21 protein-coding genes are annotated in these 20,425 nt (G+C 71.6%); 14 read left to right on the forward strand and 7 right to left on the reverse strand.

Going from position 1 to position 20,425, the window contains the following annotated elements; translation table 11 throughout:
- Positions 1-302 precede the first annotated feature (302 nt).
- On the forward strand, positions 303-710 hold the full coding sequence (locus C569_RS0100430) for a Fur family transcriptional regulator (RefSeq protein ID WP_018783840.1): 408 nt from the start codon (positions 303-305) through the stop codon (positions 708-710).
- 29 nt (positions 711-739) lie between these two features.
- On the opposite strand, the gene C569_RS0100435 is transcribed toward C569_RS0100430, so the two are convergent.
- The 3 genes from C569_RS0100435 to C569_RS0100445 all read right to left on the reverse strand — a co-directional run bounded on the left by C569_RS0100435 (position 740) and on the right by C569_RS0100445 (position 2,987).
- Positions 740-1,174 (reverse strand): Fur family transcriptional regulator, encoded by a 435-nt coding sequence (locus tag C569_RS0100435; RefSeq protein WP_018783841.1) that lies wholly within the window; start codon positions 1,172-1,174, stop codon positions 740-742.
- A 218-nt stretch (positions 1,175-1,392) separates the two neighbouring features.
- Positions 1,393-1,656 (reverse strand): type B 50S ribosomal protein L31, encoded by a 264-nt coding sequence (locus C569_RS0100440; RefSeq protein WP_018783842.1) that lies wholly within the window; start codon positions 1,654-1,656, stop codon positions 1,393-1,395.
- Complete coding sequence (locus C569_RS0100445; protein WP_051090430.1) at positions 1,653-2,987, reverse strand: GTP-binding protein; 1,335 nt, start codon at positions 2,985-2,987, stop codon at positions 1,653-1,655. Before C569_RS0100445 ends, C569_RS0100440 begins: the two co-directional genes overlap by 4 nt.
- Positions 2,988-3,030: 43 nt before the next feature.
- Between C569_RS0100445 and C569_RS31900 the strand changes: the two genes are divergently transcribed.
- From C569_RS31900 to C569_RS0100510, 13 genes are all read left to right on the forward strand, one after another.
- A complete protein-coding gene (locus tag C569_RS31900) occupies positions 3,031-3,519 on the forward strand; it encodes a winged helix-turn-helix domain-containing protein (protein WP_018783844.1) in 489 nt (162 codons plus the stop codon).
- 75 nt (positions 3,520-3,594) lie between these two features.
- Complete coding sequence (gene rpmB, locus C569_RS0100455; protein WP_018783845.1) at positions 3,595-3,831, forward strand: 50S ribosomal protein L28; 237 nt, start codon at positions 3,595-3,597, stop codon at positions 3,829-3,831.
- The gene (gene rpmG, locus C569_RS0100460) at positions 3,831-3,998 is read left to right on the forward strand and encodes a 50S ribosomal protein L33 (protein ID WP_018783846.1); all 168 of its coding nucleotides are present in this window, start codon (positions 3,831-3,833) and stop codon (positions 3,996-3,998) included. Before rpmB ends, rpmG begins: the two co-directional genes overlap by 1 nt.
- Entirely contained in the window at positions 3,998-4,303 is a 306-nt protein-coding gene (gene rpsN, locus C569_RS0100465) for a 30S ribosomal protein S14 (RefSeq protein WP_018783847.1), read from the forward strand. The genes rpmG and rpsN overlap by 1 nt, the downstream gene beginning before the upstream one ends.
- A gap of 109 nt (positions 4,304-4,412) precedes the next feature.
- A complete protein-coding gene (locus C569_RS0100470; RefSeq protein WP_196806654.1) occupies positions 4,413-5,885 on the forward strand; it encodes a choice-of-anchor M domain-containing protein in 1,473 nt (490 codons plus the stop codon).
- A 131-nt stretch (positions 5,886-6,016) separates the two neighbouring features.
- Positions 6,017-7,261, forward strand: coding sequence for a WxL protein peptidoglycan domain-containing protein (locus C569_RS0100475; protein WP_018783849.1), 1,245 nt, complete (start codon positions 6,017-6,019; stop codon positions 7,259-7,261).
- Positions 7,262-7,301: 40 nt separating this feature from the next.
- A complete protein-coding gene (locus tag C569_RS0100480) occupies positions 7,302-8,897 on the forward strand; it encodes a TIGR03773 family transporter-associated surface protein (protein WP_018783850.1) in 1,596 nt (531 codons plus the stop codon).
- On the forward strand, positions 8,894-10,492 hold the full coding sequence (locus C569_RS0100485) for an anchored repeat ABC transporter, substrate-binding protein (protein WP_018783851.1): 1,599 nt from the start codon (positions 8,894-8,896) through the stop codon (positions 10,490-10,492). Before C569_RS0100480 ends, C569_RS0100485 begins: the two co-directional genes overlap by 4 nt.
- An 11-nt stretch (positions 10,493-10,503) precedes the next feature.
- Complete coding sequence (locus tag C569_RS0100490) at positions 10,504-11,484, forward strand: choice-of-anchor M domain-containing protein (protein ID WP_026267538.1); 981 nt, start codon at positions 10,504-10,506, stop codon at positions 11,482-11,484.
- Entirely contained in the window at positions 11,481-12,224 is a 744-nt protein-coding gene (locus C569_RS0100495) for an anchored repeat-type ABC transporter ATP-binding subunit (protein ID WP_018783853.1), read from the forward strand. Before C569_RS0100490 ends, C569_RS0100495 begins: the two co-directional genes overlap by 4 nt.
- Complete coding sequence (locus tag C569_RS0100500) at positions 12,224-13,129, forward strand: anchored repeat-type ABC transporter permease subunit (protein ID WP_018783854.1); 906 nt, start codon at positions 12,224-12,226, stop codon at positions 13,127-13,129. Before C569_RS0100495 ends, C569_RS0100500 begins: the two co-directional genes overlap by 1 nt.
- 36 nt (positions 13,130-13,165) lie before the next feature.
- On the forward strand, positions 13,166-13,822 hold the full coding sequence (locus tag C569_RS0100505; protein ID WP_026267539.1) for a choice-of-anchor M domain-containing protein: 657 nt from the start codon (positions 13,166-13,168) through the stop codon (positions 13,820-13,822).
- Entirely contained in the window at positions 13,819-14,472 is a 654-nt protein-coding gene (locus tag C569_RS0100510; protein WP_026267540.1) for a choice-of-anchor M domain-containing protein, read from the forward strand. Before C569_RS0100505 ends, C569_RS0100510 begins: the two co-directional genes overlap by 4 nt.
- 158 nt (positions 14,473-14,630) lie before the next feature.
- Here the strand turns inward: C569_RS0100510 and C569_RS29560 are convergent, their stop codons facing one another.
- The 4 genes from C569_RS29560 to C569_RS0100530 all read right to left on the reverse strand — a co-directional run bounded on the left by C569_RS29560 (position 14,631) and on the right by C569_RS0100530 (position 20,216).
- Entirely contained in the window at positions 14,631-14,933 is a 303-nt protein-coding gene (locus C569_RS29560) for a helix-turn-helix transcriptional regulator (protein WP_018783857.1), read from the reverse strand.
- Positions 14,934-15,077: 144 nt separating this feature from the next.
- A complete protein-coding gene (locus C569_RS0100520) occupies positions 15,078-15,800 on the reverse strand; it encodes a TIGR03943 family protein (RefSeq protein WP_026267541.1) in 723 nt (240 codons plus the stop codon).
- The gene (locus C569_RS0100525) at positions 15,797-16,807 is read right to left on the reverse strand and encodes a permease (protein WP_231394675.1); all 1,011 of its coding nucleotides are present in this window, start codon (positions 16,805-16,807) and stop codon (positions 15,797-15,799) included. The genes C569_RS0100520 and C569_RS0100525 overlap by 4 nt, the downstream gene beginning before the upstream one ends.
- Before the next feature lie 145 nt (positions 16,808-16,952).
- Complete coding sequence (locus tag C569_RS0100530) at positions 16,953-20,216, reverse strand: S8 family serine peptidase (protein ID WP_018783860.1); 3,264 nt, start codon at positions 20,214-20,216, stop codon at positions 16,953-16,955.
- Between the last annotated feature and the right edge of the window lie 209 nt (positions 20,217-20,425).

Genomic DNA, 20,425 nt, shown 5'->3' on the forward strand with positions numbered 1-20,425 from the left:
ATCGCCGCCGTGCGCTTCGCCAGCGGGGGAGACAGGGCGTTCCGGAGGACCCGGCGAAAGACGTCGGTGCCCTTCGCGAAGCGGTGCGGGCCAGCCGGTACGCGGTCCTGATCCGGGCGGGCTGCCTCGGTGCCTGCCATCGGGCACCCGCGCTGCTCCTGCTCACCGCCCCGGCGGCAGGCGGGCGACCGGCGCTGATCGGGCCGGTCGGGACAACGCGGCACCGTCGAGCTGTCGGTCGGCATCACCGTCGCGGTGCTCCGAGTGCCGGCCCCGGACGGAGCAGAAAAAGGTGACAGTCGATGACAACGAATCCGATCCCCGGTGCCGTCCGCAACACCCGACAGCGGGCGAAGGTGGTCGAGCTGCTCAGCCGCTCGGACGAGTTCCGCAGCGCACAACGACTGCACGCGGAACTCCGTGAGGGGGGAGCGGTGGTGGGCCTCACCACCGTCTACCGCACGTTGCAGGCACTTGCCGACGCGGGCGAGGTGGACATCCTGCGCCTGCCCACCGGAGAGCAACTGTTCCGGCGGTGCAGCCGTACCCACCACCACCACCTGGTGTGCCGGCACTGCGGTCGCACCGTCGAGATCACCGGACCGGCTGTCGAGGCGTGGGCCCGCCGCACCGCCAGCCAGCACGGGTTCACCGACGTCAACCACACCCTGGAGATCATGGGCACCTGCGCCGAGTGCGCCACCCGGTGACTGCCGGCTCGTCGGAGCCGGTGCCAGGATCAGGTTGCCGGGGTCGCGGTGCAGGTGGCGCAGTGCCCGTGCAGGTCGATCCGGTCGGCGTGCGGGGTGAAGCCGGTGGCCGCCCGTAGCTCGCGGAGCCACGTCTCCACCAGATGCGGCGGGCACTCGGTGACCAGGCCGCAGTCGTCGCAGAGCAGGTGTTGGTGCGGGGTGTCCGGGCAGCGACGATAGGCGCGTTCCCCACCTACCTCGAAGGTGTGCAGCAACCCGACCTCGGCGAGCCGGTGCAGTGCGCGGTACACGGTGCTGAGGCCGATCCGGTGACCGGCGCCGGTCAACGCCGAGTGCACGGCCTGCGCGGTCATCGGATGGGTCCGGCCGGTCAGCGCGGCGAGGATGGCCTGCCGTTGCCAGGTGGTGCGTACGCCGCTTGCCCGCAGCGGCGTGTCGGCGGCAGGTGTGGTCTCGCTCATGGCCGGTCACCTACGCCGGCCGACGTGGACGCTTCGCGCCTCGACGACCCGGCCACACGTCACGTGCCTGCCAGGGCGCGGGTCATGCCGGCGCCGCCACGGCCGCCGGCGACCGCGAGCCGGTCGCCGGCGGCGACCAGCTCGCGGGGTACCAGGGCCGGTCGGCCGTGGCGGCGTCGACGGGCGGGCCGTACGCGCCGTCCAGCCGGCGCGCGCGGTCATCGGGGTTGTTGCGGTCCGCGGCGGGCGTACTTGGCGCGGAACTTCTCGACCCGGCCCTCGGTGTCGAGCAGGCGCTGTTTGCCGGTCCAGAAGGGATGGCTGGCCGACGAGATCTGGACGTCGATGACGGGGTAGGTGTTGCCGTCGGTCCATTCGATCGTCTGGTCGCCGGTGGCGGTGGAGCGGGTGAGGAAGGCGAAGTCGGCGCCCTTGTCTCGGAAGACGACCGGGCGGTACTCGGGGTGGATGCCGGGCTTCATGCGGGGTTCTCTCCTTGGGTGTCGGTGTCGGTGTCGGTGTCGGTGTCGGTGTCGGTGTCGGTGTCGGCCGGCTCCTCCGTCCCGAGGGGAAAGCAGCCGGCGAACGGGTCGGGGTAGGTGCGCCAGATCTCCTCACCGTCGGCGAGTTCGGCGTCGGTGAGCAGGCACCCGGCGAGGGTGCGGTGCAGGTCGACGGGGTCGGTGTCGAGGCCGATGAAGACCAGGTGCTGGTGCCGGTCGCCGTAGTAGGGATCCCAGTCGAGGGCGGCGGCGAGGCGACGCTGGTCCTCGACGTGCTCCCAGTGCTGCTCCGGCAGGCTCACCAGCCAGTATCCGAGGGAACCCATGGCCAGGCCGCCACCGGCGAACTCCCAGGCGACCACGGTGTCGGGCTGGCTGGCCAGCCAGAGGTACCCGCGCGAGCGGACCATCTCGGCGTTGACCTCTTCGAGGACGTCGTGTAGGCGCTGCGGGTGGAACGGCCGGCGGGCACGGAAGACGGCGGAGACGACGCCGCAGTCGGACTCCGGCTCGTGCGCGCCGAGGGTGTAGCCCTGCAGGCCGCGGTTCAGGATCCCCGGGGTCTCCGGCCGGTGCCGGTGGGTGTGGCGAAGGTGCCGGGTCAGCGTGCCGGCATCGACGAGGTCACCGTCGACGCGGACCTGCGCCGCCCACGGTGCCATGCGTTGCAGCAGCACGGACAGGCGACTGGTGTCGTAGGCGCCCTCGCGGGACTCGCCCCACAGGACGAGCGTGTCGGCGAACTCGATCTGCCGGACCACGACGTCGGCCAGCGCCCGGTCGTCGTTTTCGGCGGCCGCGATGCCGAGGGCGGTCAGGTCGTCCGTGCTGGCCAGGCCGTCGAGCAGGTGCTCGGCGTCGACCACTGTGACGTAGGAGTCGACCCGGATCAGGTCGGTGATCGGGGCGCCGTCGACGAGGCAGTGCGCGCAGACGGCGGCGACCGCCTCCGGTTCGACCACCTCGGGCAGCATCAGCAGCAGGTCGCGGTGCGGCTGGGCGCGGGCCAGCCGGGCGAGGGTGGGTAGCACGTCCTCCCGCAGCGTGCAGGAGACACATCCGTGCGCCAGGGTGATCCGCTCGTCCTCGAGCACGCCGGCAGCGTCGCGCACGATGCGGTGCACGGTGCCGGCGGCCAGGTCGGCGAGATCGTGGCGCACCAGCACCAGCGCCGGGTCCGCTGCCAGCAGCGTGCGGGCGACCGCGTACGTCGCGGATGGCCAGAAGCCGCTGAGCACCGTCAACGACGGGCGGGTGTCAGCCGTCGTAGCGCCGGGCTCGGCGGGTGCGAGCGGTGACGTCGACATCACAATCCTCTCGACACGAACTGAAAACGGTTGTCATTATAGGCACATGATGGCCGACCAGCGGGTGGGGGTTTCGATGGAGGACGACGGTGCCGTGGTGGTCACCATCCGGCTGGGGGGCTCGACGGGGCCTCCTGACACCGACGCGACCCGCCTGCTCCGGCTGGTGGGCCGCATAGCCGCCCGCCAGGCCGGCGGTGGGGTCGAGCCTTCTGCCGAGCGGGACAGGCACCTGCTGCGGGTCGTCCCGCACGCGCGCGCGGTCTACTGCGACGGCCGCGAGATCCCGCTCACCCGGCGCGAGTTCGATTTGATCCGGCACCTCGCCGACCATCCCCGACGAGTGTTCACCCGGGACCAGTTGCTCGATCGCGTGTGGGGACACCCCTTCACCGGCAATCGGAGCGTCGACGTCCACGTGCGGCGCCTGCGGGTCAAGCTCGGCGCCGACCTGCCGGTGATCGCCACCGTCCGCGGCGTCGGCTACCGGCTCGGATCCGCCATGTCGGTCGAGGTGGTGGACGACCCCGGCTGAACGGTGTCCGATCGGCTGATGTAGAAACGAAAACCGTTGTCGTTACCGTTCGTCTGAACCAAGAGGAGTTGAGTCGTGTCCCGACGCTGTGACGTCACCGGGGCGGAGCCGAGCTTCGGCAACGCCGTTTCCCATTCGCACCGGCGCACCCGTCGCCGGTGGAACCCGAACCTGCAGAGCCACCGTTACTGGCTGCCGTCGGAACGACGGTGGGTCAGCCTCACCCTGACGGCGAAGGCGCTGAAGACGGTTGACCGTAAGGGCATCGAAAAGGTCGTTGCCGAGATGCGCGCCCGGGGAGTGAAGCTCTGATGGCCAAGCAGACCGACGTCCGTCCGATCGTGCGGCTGCGCAGCACCGCCGGTACCGGCTACACGTACGTCACCCGCAAGAACCGCCGCAACGACCCCGACCGCCTGGTGCTGCGCAAGTACGACCCGGTCGTGCGCCGGCACGTCGAGTTCCGTGAGGCCCGCTGATGGCGAAGAAGAGCCTGAGCAACCGTCAGGCCCGCCGGGAGGACCTGGTCGCCCGGCATGCCGACCGCCGGGCGGAGCTGAAGCGGCTGATCGCCCACCCGGACACCGACCCGGCCGTACGCGCTGACGCGGTCCGCTCGCTCGGCCGGCTCCCGCGCGACTCCAGCCCGGTCCGGCTGCGCTCCCGGGACCAGATCGACGGCCGTCCGCGAGGCGTGTTGACCCGCTTCGGGTTGTCCCGGGTCCGGTTCCGGGAGTTGGCCCTGCGCGGCGAGCTGCCAGGGGTCCGCAAGGCGTCCTGGTGACGGTCGCCGTCACCGGTCGGGTGCGGGCCACCGCCCCGCGCCGGCTGCCGCCCGCACCGGGCGACATGTACCACCGCGCGCGGACGCGCGCGGCGTGGAAAGGGGAGGTATGAATGCGACATTGAGGGCTCGCGGTTTCGCGGCCCTGATCGCCGGGGCGGTGGTGGCCGCCGGCGCGGTGCTGGCGCCCACCGCGGCGTCGGCGGCCGAGAAGGTGGTGCTGTCCAAGGGCCACACCGACGCGGTCGACGTGCACTACGCCGACGGCGAGCTGTCCCTGAAGGTGAGGGACGACACGGGCAGCCCGATGGTGATCCGGGATCCGGCGGACGTCACGTTCCAGGTGCTGCCGCAGGCGGCGATGGAGGTGCCGGATGACCCCCGGTTCGCGTTCCTGGGCCCGGCCGGTTCACAGATCTGGCTGCTGCCGATGACGCAGGACCCGGATCTGCTCTGGCCGGGCTGGAACACCACCGAGCTCGACTCGGGTGTGTTCGAGGGGAACAAGGTGCGGCTGAGTCTGGTCGGCGTGGAGGGACCGGGCAAGGTCACGCTGTTCACGCAGGACTCGTTCGGCGGACCGATCGTCAAGTTCCGCAGCGAGGACGGGCTGCCGGACGCGATCGACGTGCCGGTGCACACCCACGCGCATTCGAACTGGGCGTTCAGCGCACTGGGCAACTACACGCTGAAGTTCCAGGCCGACGCGACGCTGACCAACGGCACCACGGTCAGCACCGGGGCGGTCGACTACTCGTTCGTCGTCGGCGAGCTGTCCGGCGGTGGGCCGGAGGTCAGCCTGTCGGTCAGCGGGATGGCGGACGAGTACCAGCCCAACGACACGGTCACGCTCACCGCGGTGCAGACGCCGCAGACCGAGCTGGACCACTACCACTGGTTCAGCAAGTGTCCGGACGCTGCCGACTGGAGCATCATCCCGGGTGAGGCGGGCGCGAGTTACTCGTTCACCGCGACCCGGGAGTTGAACGCCTGCGAGTACGTGGCCAAGCTCTACGACGACGACCACGAGGTCGTGGCGACCAGCGAGCCGGTGACCCTGTGGGTGGCGTTCCCACCCCAGGAGCCGGGCGCCTCGCAGACGATCACCGCGTCGATCGCCGAGACGCAGGGCTCGCTGGTGATCAGCGTCAACCCCGACGACCGGGCCGTGGTGCTGCCGTCCGCGCAGCTCAACGCGGCCGGTGACAGGTGGGAGAGCAACGGTGAGCTACGGCCGGTCACGGTGACCGACACCCGCGCCGGCCAGCCGGGATGGAGCGCCTCCGGACAGATCCCGGCGGACTTCGTCGGCCCGGACGGGGCGACGTTCAGCGCCGGCTACCTCGGCTGGACCCCGCGTGTCCTGGCCCAGGCCGACGGGCAGGGCGTGGTGCCCGGCCCGGTGGTGGCGCCGTACGTCGTCGGAGCCGGCGGCGGTCTCGGCAACAGTGCGGTGCTGGGCTCGGCGCCGGACGGCGCCGGACGGGGTACCGCACAGTTGGGCGCGGACCTGCGGCTGAGTCTGCCCACCGAGACGGCGGCAGGGACCTACACCGCGACCCTGACCCTCACCGCCATCTGATCGCACCAACCCGTCCGGTGGTCGGGCCGTGAGCCCGGCCACCGGACGACCGCGCGGGGTGGGTGCGTCGTCGCCGCGACCCGCCCACCCCGCACCTCCCCTCGCACCCCAGGAACGGACCCGTCCCCGCAATGCGCCTGCTCGCCACGATCGCCGCCGGGATCGGCCTGCTCGGTGTGGTCCCCGCACCACCTGCCTCCGCGCTGGCCGCACCCGCCCCCTCCACCCCGCCGGCCACGCAACGGACGTCGCCGGCACCGTCGCCCGCCGCCGCGACCTGGGGCGTGGCTCCGTCGACCGCGCGTGGACCGAACGGCCGGCCGGCATTCAGCTACAAACTCGACCCGGGCGCCGTCCTGACCGACTACGTCGGCGTCACGAACCACTCCAACCGCCCGCTCACCCTCGACCTCTACGCCAGCGACGCGGTCACCACCACGCGGGGCGGGTTCGACCTGCTGGCCGCCGACCAGAAGCCCACCGACGTGGGCTCCTGGGTCCGCCTCCCGCGCCGCACGGTGACCATCCCCTCGGCGTCCCGCCTGGACGTGCCGTTCACGCTCACCGTGCCGCGCAACGCCACCCCGGGAGACCACGCCGGAGGGATCGTCGCCTCGCTGACCGACGTGGGAAGCGACGCGCGGGGCAACCAGGTCGCCGTCGACCACCGGGTCGGTGCGCGCATCTACCTGCGGGTGACCGGTGAGCTGCAGCCGACGCTCACCATCCAGGATCTCCGGGTGCGGCACACCGGGTCGATCAACCCGCTGGCCGGGGGTACGGTCATCGCCACGTTCACCGTCCGCAACACCGGCAACGTCAGGCTCGCCGGGCAGCCCGTGCTCGGCGTGGCCGGGCCGTTCGGCCTGGCCCGAAAGTCCGTCACCGGTGCGGCTCTGCCGGAGATCCTGCCCGGCGGCGAGCTGACCACCACCGTACGCATGCCGGGTGTCCCGCCGCTGTTCCGGCTCACCGCGGACGCGACGGTCACGCCGGCCGCCGTCGGCGACCAGGTCCTCGATCCACCACCGCGGGCCAGCACGGACCGGGCCGCCGTCTGGGCCGTGCCCTGGCCGCAGCTGGCCCTGCTCGCCCTGTTCCTGCTCGCCGGCTGGGCGCTTGTCGCGGCCCGGCGCCGGCGGGCGGCGCAGGTCGCACAGGCGGTGGCCGCAGCCCGGGAGGAGGGCCGCGCGCAGGCTCGTCGGGCACCGGACGGCCAGGACGGGACTGTGGCCGCCGACGGAGAGCGCCCGGTCGCCGGTAGCGGCGGGTCAGCAGCCGATGACCGCTCGACGCCGGACGTCGATCGTGTCGGCCCGGCTCAGGACAACCGACATTCCACCAAGGACGACACGGGGAAGGACGACGAGAAGTGACGCGGCTACGCCTGGAGAACGACCAATGAGGATGAGCAGCATGCGCGCCGGCGCCGCGAGCCTTGCCGCCGTCGTGCTGGCACTGACCCCAGCGGCGACGCCGGCCGCCGCCGTACCGGATGCCGTCACCGCGGCCGGCGCCGACCTGGTCTCGGTCGCGCTCGACGGTGACAGGATGTCGCTGCGGTTCCGGAACGCCACGCAGGCGGCCGGCGACGCGGCCGGAAGCGATCCGGCGGAGGTGGTGCTCGGCCCGGACGGCGGACTGGCCGGCCGGGTGCCGGACGGACCGGCCTTCGCCTTCCTCGGACGGCCGGGCCACGCCCTGTGGGCGCTGTCCGCCGGTGACACCGGGTTCCCGGCCCTGGACACCACCGGGGTACGCCCCGGGGCCGTCGCCGACGACCGGGTGACCCTCACGCTGGACTCCGTCGAGGGGCCGGGGACGTTCACCGCCTACACGGTGTCCGGCCTCGGCGCGGCGACCCCGCTGTTCGGCAACGGTCCGGGCGCACCGGATTCGACGCGGCTGCCGGCCGGCACGCGTACCGGTGGCGTGGTCTGGGCCTTCGACGCCGCCGGTGAATACCGGCTCACGCTGACCGCGTCGGCCGTCCTGCCTCCGGGCGCGACGGCACGGGCCGAGGCGACGTACCGGGTGACGGTGCCGACGATCACTCCGGCCGGCCAGTCGGCGCCCGCGCCGCTGGAGCCGGCCGTGCAGCCGAACGCGCGGGCCCTCGCCGTTCCGAAGGCTGCCGCCGCCGCGCCGAAGCCCGCCGCCGCGCCGAAGCCCGCCGCCGCCGCGCCGCCGGCGGCGGCCGCCCCCGCCCCGGACCGTCAGGTGATCAGCGACGGGCACGTCGACATGGGCCCGCAGCTCGACGGCGAGTCCTGGACCATCCGGATCAAGGACGACCGCAGCAGCCCTCCGGTCTGGCGGGAGACCGCCGACGTGGTCCTGCACGCCAAGGACAAGGCGAAGATCACGGTGCCCGCCGGAGCCGACTTCCTCGGTAAGCAGGGCGACACCGTGTGGGTGCTCCCGCAGACCCAGCAGGCGGGTCTCGTCTGGCCGGGCTGGAACACCCAGCACGCGTCCGTCGTGTCGGGCGTCAAGGGCAGCGTCACGTGGACGCTGAAGGGGGTCAACGGACCCGGTCGATTCTCGCTGTTTTTGACCGGCTCGTTCGGTAAGGCCGACGTGCTGTTCGACTCGGCCAAGCCGTTCCCGCAGAAGCTGGACATCCCGCTCAACACCCACACCCATGGCAACTGGGCGTTCAGCAAGCCCGGTCTGTACCGCCTGGCGGTCCAGATGAGTGGCACCACCACCGGCGGCAAGGCGGTCACCGACACGAAGACGCTCACCATCGCCGTCGGCGACAGCACCGATCCGAATGTCGGGTTCGGCCCCGGGTCCGGTTCTGGTTCTGGCTCCGGCTCCGGCTCCGGCTCCGGGTCCGGCTCCGACGGCGACGGCGACGGCGGTTCGGATCAGGGCGGCGGCGGCCCGCTGCCGCGTACCGGAGCCGGTTGGGTGCTCACGGCCGCTGCGCTGGGTGTCGTCCTGGTGGCGGTCGGAGCCCTGCTGTTGCTGCTGGCCCGCCGCCGCGGCGTCCTGCGGACCGGGTGACGGCGGTGCCGAAGACTGGTAGCCGCCGGCTCGGCGCGCAGCGGCTGCTCCTGCTGCCGCTCCTGCTGGCCGCGGTGCTCGTCGGCGGCTGCCGGTCGGAGGTGGCGTTGAGCTCGCAGGACGAGCGGGTCCAGGTCCTGACGACCACCGGAATCCTGCGGGATCTGGCCCGCAACGTCGGCGGCGACCGGGTGACCGTGACCTCGATGGTGCCGGACGGGGCCGATCCGCACAGCTACGAGCCGTCGCTGCGGGACATCCGCGACGTGGTCTACGCCGACGTGGCGTTCAGCAACTACCTCCTGCTGGAGGAGCAGGCACTCATCAAGGCGCTGGACGCCAACCTGCGTGACGGCGTACCGAACATCTCGCTGGCCGAGGGGGCGGTGAAGTACGCGGCGGAGATCATTCCGCTGGTCGAGGACGTCTCGCTGGACACCATCTGGCTGGGCATGCGGGTACGCGGCACCGGTGCGGAGCAGGGCGCGAACCGTTCCTCGGAGGTGCTGCTCAGCGCGACCGCCGTGGACGGGCCGGGCCGGATGTACGCGTACCTGACCGAGTCGTTCGGCAACCCGTCGTTCTACGTCGACTCCGGCGACGGCTTCGAGGCCGCCAACGGGTACCGGGACGACACCGCGACGCTGCCCCCGGACGCGCACACCCACATGAGCTGGGCGTTCACCGAGCCGGGAATCTACCGGCTGACCATGCAGGCGCGGCTGGCCGTCGATCCGCAGACGGCGCCCGTACCGATGGGAGAGCAGGTGTTCACCTTCGCCGTCGGGGTCGACCCGCACTCGGTGCCGGGGATGTCGGAGGTGCTGACCGGCGGGCACGCCGACGTCACCGTCGACCTCGACCAGCGGCGGCTGTACCTGCTCGCCGACCCGGAGGGTGGCGGCGAGGCGACCCAGCGGGTGTACGACCCGGCGCGAACCGTGATCGGGGTGCCGAACAAGGCACTGTTGGAGGTACCCGGCGACCGGCGGTTCCGGTTCCTCGGCCGGCCCGGCACCCAGGTCTACCAGCTACCGCAGGCGGTCCTCGGCAAGCACGTACACGGTGAGATTGACCCGCACCTGTGGCAGGACGTCCGCAACGCCATCGCCTACGTGCAACTGATCCGGGACACCCTGATCGGGGTGGACCCCGAGGGCGCCGCCGCCTACCGGGCGAACGCCACGGCCTACATCCGGCAGCTGGAAGAACTCGACTCGTACGTCCGGGACACCATCGCGCAGATCCCACCCACGCGGCGTCACCTCGTCACCACACACGACGCCTTCGGCTACCTGGGCAAGGCGTACGGGGTGCAGATCTCCGGCTTCGTCACACCCAACCCGGCCACCGAGCCGAGCCTCGCCGACCGCCGCAAGCTCACCGAGACGATCCGCAACCTGCGGATTCCCGCCGTGTTCCTGGAGCCGAATCTGGCGGCCCGGTCCGCCACGTTGACCGAGGTGGCCCGCGAGGAGGACCTGCGGATGTGCCCGATCTACGGCGACGCGTTCGACCGCGACGTCACCACCTACGTGCAGATGATGCGGTTCAACGCCGAATCGCTGCGCGACTGCCTGACCGAGGACACGTGATGGAGGAACCAGTGACGCCAGGACGGGCGCGCCGCCGCACCCGCGCGACCACACTCATCCGGCTGGGGGCACTCTCGGCGTCGCTCGTGCTGGCGACAGCGCCTACCCCGGCGCGGGCGGCCGAGCCGACGCCGGACCTCAGCCAGTCGATCGCGGCCGACCAGCCCCTCGCCACCGGGCGGGCTACGCTCGCCGCCGGACATGTCGACATCGGTCCCCGCTACGTCGGCAATCGGTGGACGCTGCTGATCCACGACGGCACGCAGGCGCAACCGGTGTGGCGTGACCCCGACGACACGCTGTTGCGGGTGTCCGACGCCGCGCTGCAGACCGTGCCGGACGACCCGGCGTACGCCTTCCTCGGCATCGAGGCCGGAAAGCGGGCGTACGTGGTACCGCAGGTCCAGGACCGGAATGTCGTCTGGCTGGGCTGGAACACCCAGGACCCCCGGGTGATGCAGACCATCGACCGGGGCGCCACCCTGACCCTGCTCGGTGTACGTGGTCCGGGAACCCTCACCACCTACCTCCAGTCGGGCAACTTCGCGGCGCCGCAGCCGCTCTGGCGATCCGCCGAGTCGAAGGCCCAACCCTTCTGGGCCGAGGTCAACACCCACACCCACGCCAACTGGGTCTTCTCCGCCCCGGGGGTCTACCTGGTCGCGGTGCAGGTCTCGGCCGACCTGGTCGACGGGAAGAAGGTGTCGGCGACCGGCACGCTGCGTTTCGCGGTGGGCGATGCGACCAGCGCCGACGACGCCTTCGCCGCCGAGGCGGACACGCCCGTACCCGCCGGTCCGGAGCCGCCCGCCGAGAACCCGGTCGATGCCGGCGAGCGGGCCGGCGGCGCCCCGGCGTTGCTGATCGCGGCGCTGGCCGGGACGGCGGTCGCGCTCGCTGCCGGCCTGGTCGTCCTGTTGCTGCGCGGACGTGGCGCCCGACGGCGGGCCGAGCGGGAACGCGCCGTCGCCTCGCCGGAGGGCCGGCGGTGAGAGCACTGGAGATCGAGGGGTTGGACGTCGATCTCGGCGGCCGGCCCGTCCTGCGGGACGTCACGCTGCATCTGGATCGCGGCGAACTGGTGGGACTGCTCGGGCCCAACGGTGCCGGCAAGACCACCCTGCTGCGTGCCGTCCTGGCCCTGATCCGCACCCGCGGCGGCCGGGTGCTGGTGGAAGGTGAGCCGACCCGCCCCGGACGGTCGGGGATCGGGTACGTCCCCCAGCGTCACGAGTTCAACTGGGACTTCCCGATCTCGGTGGAACAGGCGGTGATGAGCGGGCGCACCGGACGGATCGGTCCGCTCCGCCGTCCCGGTGTGGCCGACTGGCGTGCGGTCGGCGACGCGCTCGACCGGGTGCAGCTCACCGGCCTGCGCCGCCGGCCCGCCGGTGAACTGTCCGGTGGGCAACGCCAACGCGTCCTGGTCGCGCGGGCGCTCGCGCTCGCGCCGAGCATCCTGCTGCTCGACGAGCCGTTCACCGGACTCGACATGCCCACCCAGGAACTGCTGGGCGACCTGTTCACCAGCCTGGCCCGGGAGGACCGGGCGGTGCTGATGACCACCCACGATCTGGTCGCCGCAGTGGACTCCTGTACCCGGCTGGTCCTGCTCAACGGGCGGGTCGTCGCCGACGGCCGGCCTGCGGACCTCCAGGACCCCGCGCTGTGGACGGAGACCTTCGGTGTGAGCGCGACCTCTCCACTGCTGAAGCTCGTGCGGGCGGCCTGATGTCGATCACCGAATTCCTCACCGACCTGTTCAATCCCGACCTGGCGTTCCTGCCCAAGGCGCTGGCGATCGCGGTGATGTCCAGCATCGTCTGCGGGGTCGTCGGCTGTTACGTCGTCCTGCGCGGGATGGCGTTCATCGGCGACGCGGTGGCCCACGCGGTCTTCCCCGGCATCGCGGTCGCCTTCGTGCTGCAGGGCAGCCTGGTGCTCGGTGGGGCCGTCGCCGGCGTCGCCACCGCCTTGCTGATCGCGATCTTCTCGCAGAACCGGCGCGTCAAGGAGGACTCGATCATCGGTGTCTTCCTGGTCGGCGCGTTCGCCCTCGGCATCGTGATCATCTCGTGGGCGCCCGGGTACGCCGGGTCGTTGCAGCAGTTCCTGTTCGGCTCGATCACCGGCATCCCGGACCGGGACCTCTACGTCGTCGGTGGGACGGGTCTGGTCATCCTCGGTCTGGTGCTGGCGCTGCACAAGGAGTTCGTCGCGGTCTGCCTGGACCGGGAGATGTCCCGCTCCATGGGGCTTCCGGTCTTCTGGCTCGACATCGCGCTCTACGTCCTGGTGACCCTGGCCGTGGTGATCTCCCTGCAGACGATCGGAAACATCCTCGTCCTGGCGCTGCTGATCACCCCCGCCGCGGCGGCCCGCCTGCTCACCGACCGGCTTGCCGTGATGATGCTGCTCGCTCCGCTGATCGGGGGCATCTCGGCGCTGGTCGGGCTGTACCTGTCCTGGAGCTACGACACGCCGGTCGGCGGCACCATCGTCCTGGTCGCCACCGCGGTCTTCCTCACCGCATGGCTGTTCGCCCCCCGGCACGGCCTGGTGACCAGGGGACGCCGATCAGTCGGGCGTGACACCTTTCCCCGCCTCAGCGAAACGACTACCATTTCCAATAAGTGACAGTCCATCGAGGACTGCCGAGAGAGGAGTCTTTACGTGCGTAGCACCGTGCGTCATCTGCTGGCGTCGGGTGTCCTGGGCGTAGCGCTGGTCGCGACGGCACTGCCCGCGCAGGCCGCCACCACGTCGGTTCTGACGGTCAACGCCGGCCACCTCGACGTCGTCGACGTCGCCTACGAGGACGGCTCGCTGGAGATCGGCGTCCACGACGAGGACAACGACATCGAGTACGGCGCCGACGAGGTCAAGCTGGTCGTCAAGCGCCAGGCCAAGGTCACTGTTCCCGCCGACCCCGCCTTCGCGTTCCTCGGCACGCCGGGCGTGTCCAAGGTCTGGATCCTGCCGGAGATCCAGAACGAGAATCTGATCTGGCCGGGCATCGCCGCCGAGGAGGTCGAGGCCGGCGTCTTCACCGGCGATTCGTTGACGCTCTCCGTCCGGTCGGTCACCGGCCCGGGCCAGCTCGCCATCTACACCGAGAACGCCGTGGGCCAGCCGAGCATCCTGGCCGACAGTGGCGACGGGCTCCCCGACGCCCTGCCCCTGACCGCAGGGGACCACACGCACGCCAACTGGGCGTTCGACAAGGCCGGCACCTACTGCGTGACCGTCCGGGCCACCGGCACCCTGGCCGCCACCGGCCAGCGGGTCACCTCCGCACCCGCCACGCTGCGTTTCGTCGTGAAGGCCTGAGCGCGATGCGCATCCGCAACCGCCTCCTCGCCGGTCTGGTCCTGACCGCCGCACTGCTCGCCGGCACCACCACGCCCGTCGCCGCCGCGCCGCTCGTGCTCACCAGCGGCCACGTCGACGTCATCGACGTCGACTACGCCGCCGGCGCACTCACCGTCGCCGTCCTGGACGGCACCGGCCCCACCGACGTCGAGCGCAACCCCGCCGACGTGGTCTTCCGGGTGCCGAACACGGCCAAGGTCAGCGTGCCGGGCGGATCGGCCTGGACCTTCCTCGGCACCGGCGGCCAGGCCTGGGTGCTGCCGCAGTCCAACACGGCCGGGCTGCTCTGGGCCGGCTGGAACACCACCGAGGTGCCCACCGGCGTCTTCCAGAACAACCGGGTCACCTTCAAGCTCACCAACGTCTCCGGACCGGCGGGCTTCAGCATCTACACCGTCTCCGGTGGCACCCCGAGCGTGCTGTTCGACAGCGGCAACGGGCTGCCGGACAGCCTGAACGTCAACCGCAACACTCACTCCCACGCGAACTGGGGCTTCGACGCCGCCGGCACCTATGCCGTCACCTTCGAGGTCACCGGTAAGCTCGCCGCCACCGGAAGCACCATCACTTCGGGCCCGAAGACCTTCACGTTCGAGGTGCTGCCCTGACCCGCCTGAGGTCCGTCACCGGTTCGATCCTTCCCTGAGGTAGGGGCGCCACCGAACGGTGATCGCGGCCGGCGCGGAGCCTGCCCACCCGGCTCCGCGCCGGCCGCCGACGGGACTCGGCGCACCGGCGCCCGGCGGGTGCGGCCTCCTCAGCGCCGTCAGGGGCAGAACCTGAGGATCTCCAGTACGACAGTGACGGCCGGCATGCCGGTGAGGGCGTAGTACATGCGGCCGCCGCTGCGGTAACGGCGCACGAGGTGGGCGTTGCGGAGCAGCCGCAACTGATGGGACACGTAGGGCATGGGAACGTCCAGCATGGCGCTCAGCTCCGTGACGCAGGCATCGCCGTCCCTGAGGCACTGCAGGATGCGAAGCCGGGTCGGATGGGCGATCGTGCGCAGGAGGTCGCTGATCTCCTCGACGGTGCCGGTGCCGGTGCCGGGGCCGTGGCCGGGGGTCACGACACCGCCGGAACGGAATGGCGCGGAACTCTGCGCATGCTCGACCGCTCCTTGCGCTCCTGGAAGTGAACGCAACGGTAGTCATGTGCAATAGCGTCGTCTAGCTGTCACATGTTGATATCTGCACTCCTGCAATCTCCCCGGCTACTCGTACGGATCGGCGGGTGCGGGGATCTTCTCCCAGGTCTCCACCTGGAAGTAGGGGAGGTCGGCATCGTTGATGGGATCCTTGGCGGTGTGCGGGATCCACCGCCCGGTGGTGCGTACCCAGGTGTTGGCAGGTCCTTCGGGCATGTCGCCGCGCAGGCCGACCTTGACGGGAATGCCGTCGGCGGCGCAGCAGGACAGCATGATGCGGGCGAGCATCGGCTCATCGTCCGGGCCGGGCGCGAGGAAGCCGGTCAACTGGACGCGGCGGCCCTGCAGCGTACGGCCGTGGTCGTAGACGGCCCGGTAGCCGTACTCGAGAAGGGACAACTCGGCCGGGTCGCCGGGCGGCAGGGGCGGGAAGGCGATGTCCCGGTCGTCGGTCAGGGCGGAACCGGCGCGGGTCACGGTGTCGGCGCCGAGCGCCGGCGGCACGACGAAGACCAGCGCGAGCGCCGGAAGCAGCAGCAGCCAACCGACGGCGGGACCGGAACGGCCGTGTCCGTGGCCGTCGTCGTCCGGCTGATCCTCGGGCCGGTTCAGATGACGCACCTCCTGCACGAGCGCCACCAGCGCGGTGATGACCAGCAGCAGACCGGCGGCGATGAGGAACGGACGCAGTCCCTGCTTGACGTAGCGCAGGTAGAGGTCGGTGAGGCTGGCGCGCAGGATCGCGCCGCCGAGGAAGACCAGCACCACCGCCTGCGTTCCGCGACTCACCAGATCACCGTCCCGAGTCCGGCCGCGACGAGCACGGCGAGGACGAAGGTGGCCGGGGCGAACCGGACGGCGAACCGCCTACCGAAGACCCCGGCCTGCATGGATATCAGCTTGAGGTCGACCATCGGACCGACCACGAGGAAGGCCAGCCGGGCGGTCAGGGAGAACTGGGACAGCGAGGCGGCTACGAACGCGTCGGCCTCGGAGCAGATGGACAGCAACACCGCGAGGGCGGCGAGGGCGAGGACCGACAGCACCGGCCGGGCCGCGAGGTCGTGCAGGAACGGCTGCGGTACGACCACGTTGATCGTCGCCGCCGCCATGGCGCCGACGACCAGGAATCCGCCCGCGTGGACCACATCGTGCCGGCAGGCCGTCCAGAACGCGGCCATCCGGGGTAGCCCGTCGAGGTGGGCGCGGTGCGGCAGGCGGATCAGGTCGGCGCGGCCCAGCCGCAGCCACAGCCAGCCCATCAGCAGGGCGACCAGGAGGCTGGCGCCGCCGCGGGCGGCGACCATCTCCGGGTTGCGGGGAAACGCGACGGCGGTGGCGGTGAGCACGATCGGGTTGATCGCCGGCGCGGCGAGCAGGAACGCCAGCGCGGCGGCGGGGGTGACACCACGACGGATCAGCGACCCCGCGATCGGCACCGACCCGCACTCGCAGCCGGGCAGCACCACTCCGGCCATGCCCGCCACCGGAACCGCGAGCGCGGGATGGCGGGGCAGGGCCCGCGCCCAGAACGAGCGGGGCACGAACACCGCGATGACGGCGGAGAGCGCCACGCCGAAGACGAGGAACGGCACCGCCTGCACCATCACCGACACGAAGACGGTCAGCCAGGTCTGCAGTCGCGGATCGGTGACCAGCGCCGCGATCTGCCGGTGCAGCACGCCGACGAGAATGAGCAGGAAGCACAGAACCTCGGTGGAGCCGACCCACCGCTCGCGGTCGGACGTCGGGGGTTCGGCGGCCGGCGCGGCGGGAGCCGGCGGTTCGGGCCGCACGGGCGCGGCAGGATCGGTGGTGCTCAGACGGATCACCTTCCAGCGTCAACGGCCGAATCTTACCGTGATCGGCTGATCGCATTGCGCCTATGGTGCGGCGATGCCCGCCCCCGGCGGCGACGAGGGCGGGCATCGCACGTTCCGGTCAGTTCACGGTGCCGACGGACACCGCGCCGCGGCCGACGACCGCGCCTTCGTCGGTGACCAGGTTCAGCTCGCCGAACAACTGCCGACCCGCGGCCGGGGCCGCGTCGACGGTCACGGCGCCGGTGATGGTGGTGCTGGCGCCGTTGGGCAGGGACACCGTGGTGCCGGGTGCGGTGACCTGGCCCAGCGCGGGGGAGTAGAACACGTCCCGGTAGTCGAACTGCGTGGTGCCGGCCGGCACGGCGTACCCGTCGACCTGCACCGTGTACGTGCCGGGTTCGGGGTTCGGGACGGACACCGACTCCTCGGAGTCGCCGTCGGCGGACTGGCCGATCTCGACGCCGTCACGCAGGACGGTCAGGTCCAGGTCGGCGGCCAGGTCGCTGGTGTTGCCGATGGTGACGTCGAGCCGGGTGGCGCCCTCGGGCACCTCGACGGTGTAGGTCTTGCGCTCACCGTCGGCGATGCTGTCCCGGGAGGAGGCCGAGCTGCCCAACGGACCGCCCTGACCGGTGATCACCACCGGGCCGAACAGGTTGGTGACAGTCCAGGTGACCGGAGTGGACTCACCCGCGGTCACGCTGGGCAGCGTCACCAGGGCCGGCTCCACCTTGACGCCCTGCACCCGCGCGGTGAGCTGGAACGGGTTGTTCAGCGACGGCGAGGTACGCCGTGCCTCCACCTCGATCTCCCAGATGCCGGGCATCGGGTTGGCGTAGTCCCGCTCCTGCGGCTTGCACACCGCGGCGTCGGAATAGTTGGTGTAGCAGGCGGTGCTGGCGGTGCTCTCCACCGGCACGCCCCAGGGGTTGACGGCGATGAACCGGGTCTGGGAGCCGGTTGCGATACCGGACAGGTTCACCTGCAGCGCGGCCGCACCCTCGGGGACCGAGACGAAGAAGCTGGTGGTCGAGTTGCGGTCCACACTGCCCGAACCGGAGAACGCGTACGCCGGCTTGGTGGGCCGCTCGGCGGCGACGACGGTGTTGAGCACCTCGAAGTCGACCACCCTGGTCTTCGGGTCGTCGATGCGCAGGATGGCGCCGTGGGCGCCGGCCGCCGGGGTCGCCGTCACCGGGATGGAGACGGCCCTGTTCAGCGGCAGGTCCACCGACTTCGGGGCGCGGAACGTCCCGTCGTTGCCCCGCCACTGCAGCTTGTGGCGGATCACGCCGGCCGGGCCGCTGGTGCGGGTGACCTTCACCTGGTAGGTGCGTGCCTGCCCGACCTTCTGTCCGCCCTGCCCGGGGGCGCAGCGGTTGTAGACGCCGGTGCCCCGGCCGGGGGTGGCGAGGAAGTCGGAGATCGGCGTGCACACCGGCGCGCTCGCGGTGTAGCCGCGCGGGGTGACGGGCTTGGCCAGCAGCTTCCAGGCACCCGGCACGTCGAGCAGGCCGTTGCCCTGCGCGTACGCCGGCTCGCCCTTGATCCACGAGGCCGAGCTGACCAGGGCCCGGCGCAACGCCGCCGGGGTGACCCCGACGTCGGTCGCCCTGGCCGCGGACAGCAGCAGCGCCGCACCGCCGGCGGCCTGCGGAGAGGCCATCGAGGTGCCGTTGAACATGGCGTAGCCCGGCGGCAGCGAGTAGCCGGCCTCGGGGGTCGGCGAGCCGGCCTGCCACAGCGGAATGGTGGAGATCGCCGAGCCGGGCGCACTGATGGTCGGCTTGAAGCCGCCGTCCTCACGCGGTCCGCGCGAGGAGAACGGGTGCAGCTGGTACGGCCGGCGGGTGACCGAGCCGTAGTTCGCCAGCCACGTCTCCCGGCTGATGCTGGAGGCGACGCTGACGACGTCGTCGGCGACGGACGGGTCACCCACGGTGTTGACACCCGGGCCGGAGTTGCCGGCGGAGATGAACATCTGCACGCCGTAGTCGTTGATCAGCCGGTCGTACAGCTCGGCGCGGGCGTTGTTGGCGTCGTTGAGCGCCGGCAGGCCACCGATGGACATGTTCACCACATCCACCTTGCGGTTGACCACGAGGTCCACCATGCCGGTGGTCAGCGCCGCCGCGGTGCACCCCCCGCCCCAGGTGCAGGCCCGGGAGGAGACCAGCTTCGCGCCCGGTGCGGCGCCGTCGAAGCGGGTGTTGCCGAGCATGTCGTTGGCCGCGGTGATGCCCGCGACGTGCGAGCCGTGCGCGTCCTCGACGATGCCGATGTTGACGAAGTCCGCGGTCTGACCGGGCAGGCCCGCCGGTCCGAGGTCGACGTCCTCGCGGTACTCGACCACGAACGGCATCTGCTCCCGCACGGGGGTGGCGGGATCGTCGGTGCCGAAGTGCCCGACGTCGAAGCGTTCCCTGTAGGGGCGCATCACCGGGTTGTCGGTGAAGTCACCGTCCTGGTCGGAGTCCACCCGGATGTCGTGGCTGGCCGGATCGTAGAGGATCCCGAAGCTGTCGGAGGTGTCACCGTCGCGGTTGACGTCGCCACCCGGTTCGCTACCCTCGGTGATCTTCTCGTTGAAGACGTTGAACAGCCAGGTGCCCGCCGGCGCGGTCCACTGGCGCCCGGCAGCGGTGAACGACGGGCCGGTGACCTGGGTGCGCATGGCCCGCCAGGTCAGGTCGCCCTCCAGCAGCGGGTCGGTGGCGGTGACCCAGTCGACGATCTTCCGCTCGCCCGTGGAGGTGGTCTGCAGAGCGGGATTGTCCAGGTCCACGCCGGAGTCCATGATGCCGATGGTGATGCCGCGGCCGTCCCACGTCGGGTGGGCCTTCTTGAACGCCACCGCGCCGGTCTCCCCGGTCGGCATGTAGGGGTTGTCGGCCGGCGTCGACTCGCCCGGGCCACCGGGAGCGGCCTGCGCGGCCGCCCGCCGGCCGGGCAGGGACTCCGCGCGGGGGTCCGGCAGCGTGATCGACTCGTTCAGGTCCAGTGCCGCGACACCGGGTAGCCCGGCGGCCTTGACGACCTTGTCCGTCGGGATCTGCGCCAGCACGTAGCCGACCTGGTCGACCCGGTGGGTGACCGTGCCGCCGAGCTTGCGGATCTCGGCGGTGACCTGGCCGGCCCTGCCCTTGTCGGTGGCGACGATGACGGTGACCGCCGGCTTGCGCTGTGCCCGGGCGTCGGCGAGCAGCCCGGCGTCGTGGCTGCCCAGGGCCTCGGCCGGTGCCTCCTTGGGTGCCTCCGGCGCGGGTGCTGCCGGCTCGGCCCCTGCCGGGTGCGCGCCGGTCAGCGCGACCGCGCTGGTGGCGACGGTGGAGGCGAGCAGGGCGGCGAAGCCCCGCCTCCCCCACGAGGATGGATGTCTCACGGGCGGATTCCTCCCAGAGCGAGCGCCCGGTGACGGGCGCGACTGAAGGGGATCTTCCGCTCATCGAAAGCCATTGTCACTAAGTGCGCGAGACGTTGTGATCAGGCCGTGACCAACCCGTACCTCGGCGTCACACCGGCGCTTGAGTCACGGCATGGCGGTGGGCGCGATGCCAGCCCAGGCCGCGTTTCGGGCTCGGCGAGCATCGG

Source organism: Micromonospora sp. CNB394 (assembly GCF_000374985.1).
Classification (GTDB): Bacteria; Actinomycetota; Actinomycetes; order Mycobacteriales; family Micromonosporaceae; genus Micromonospora; species Micromonospora marina.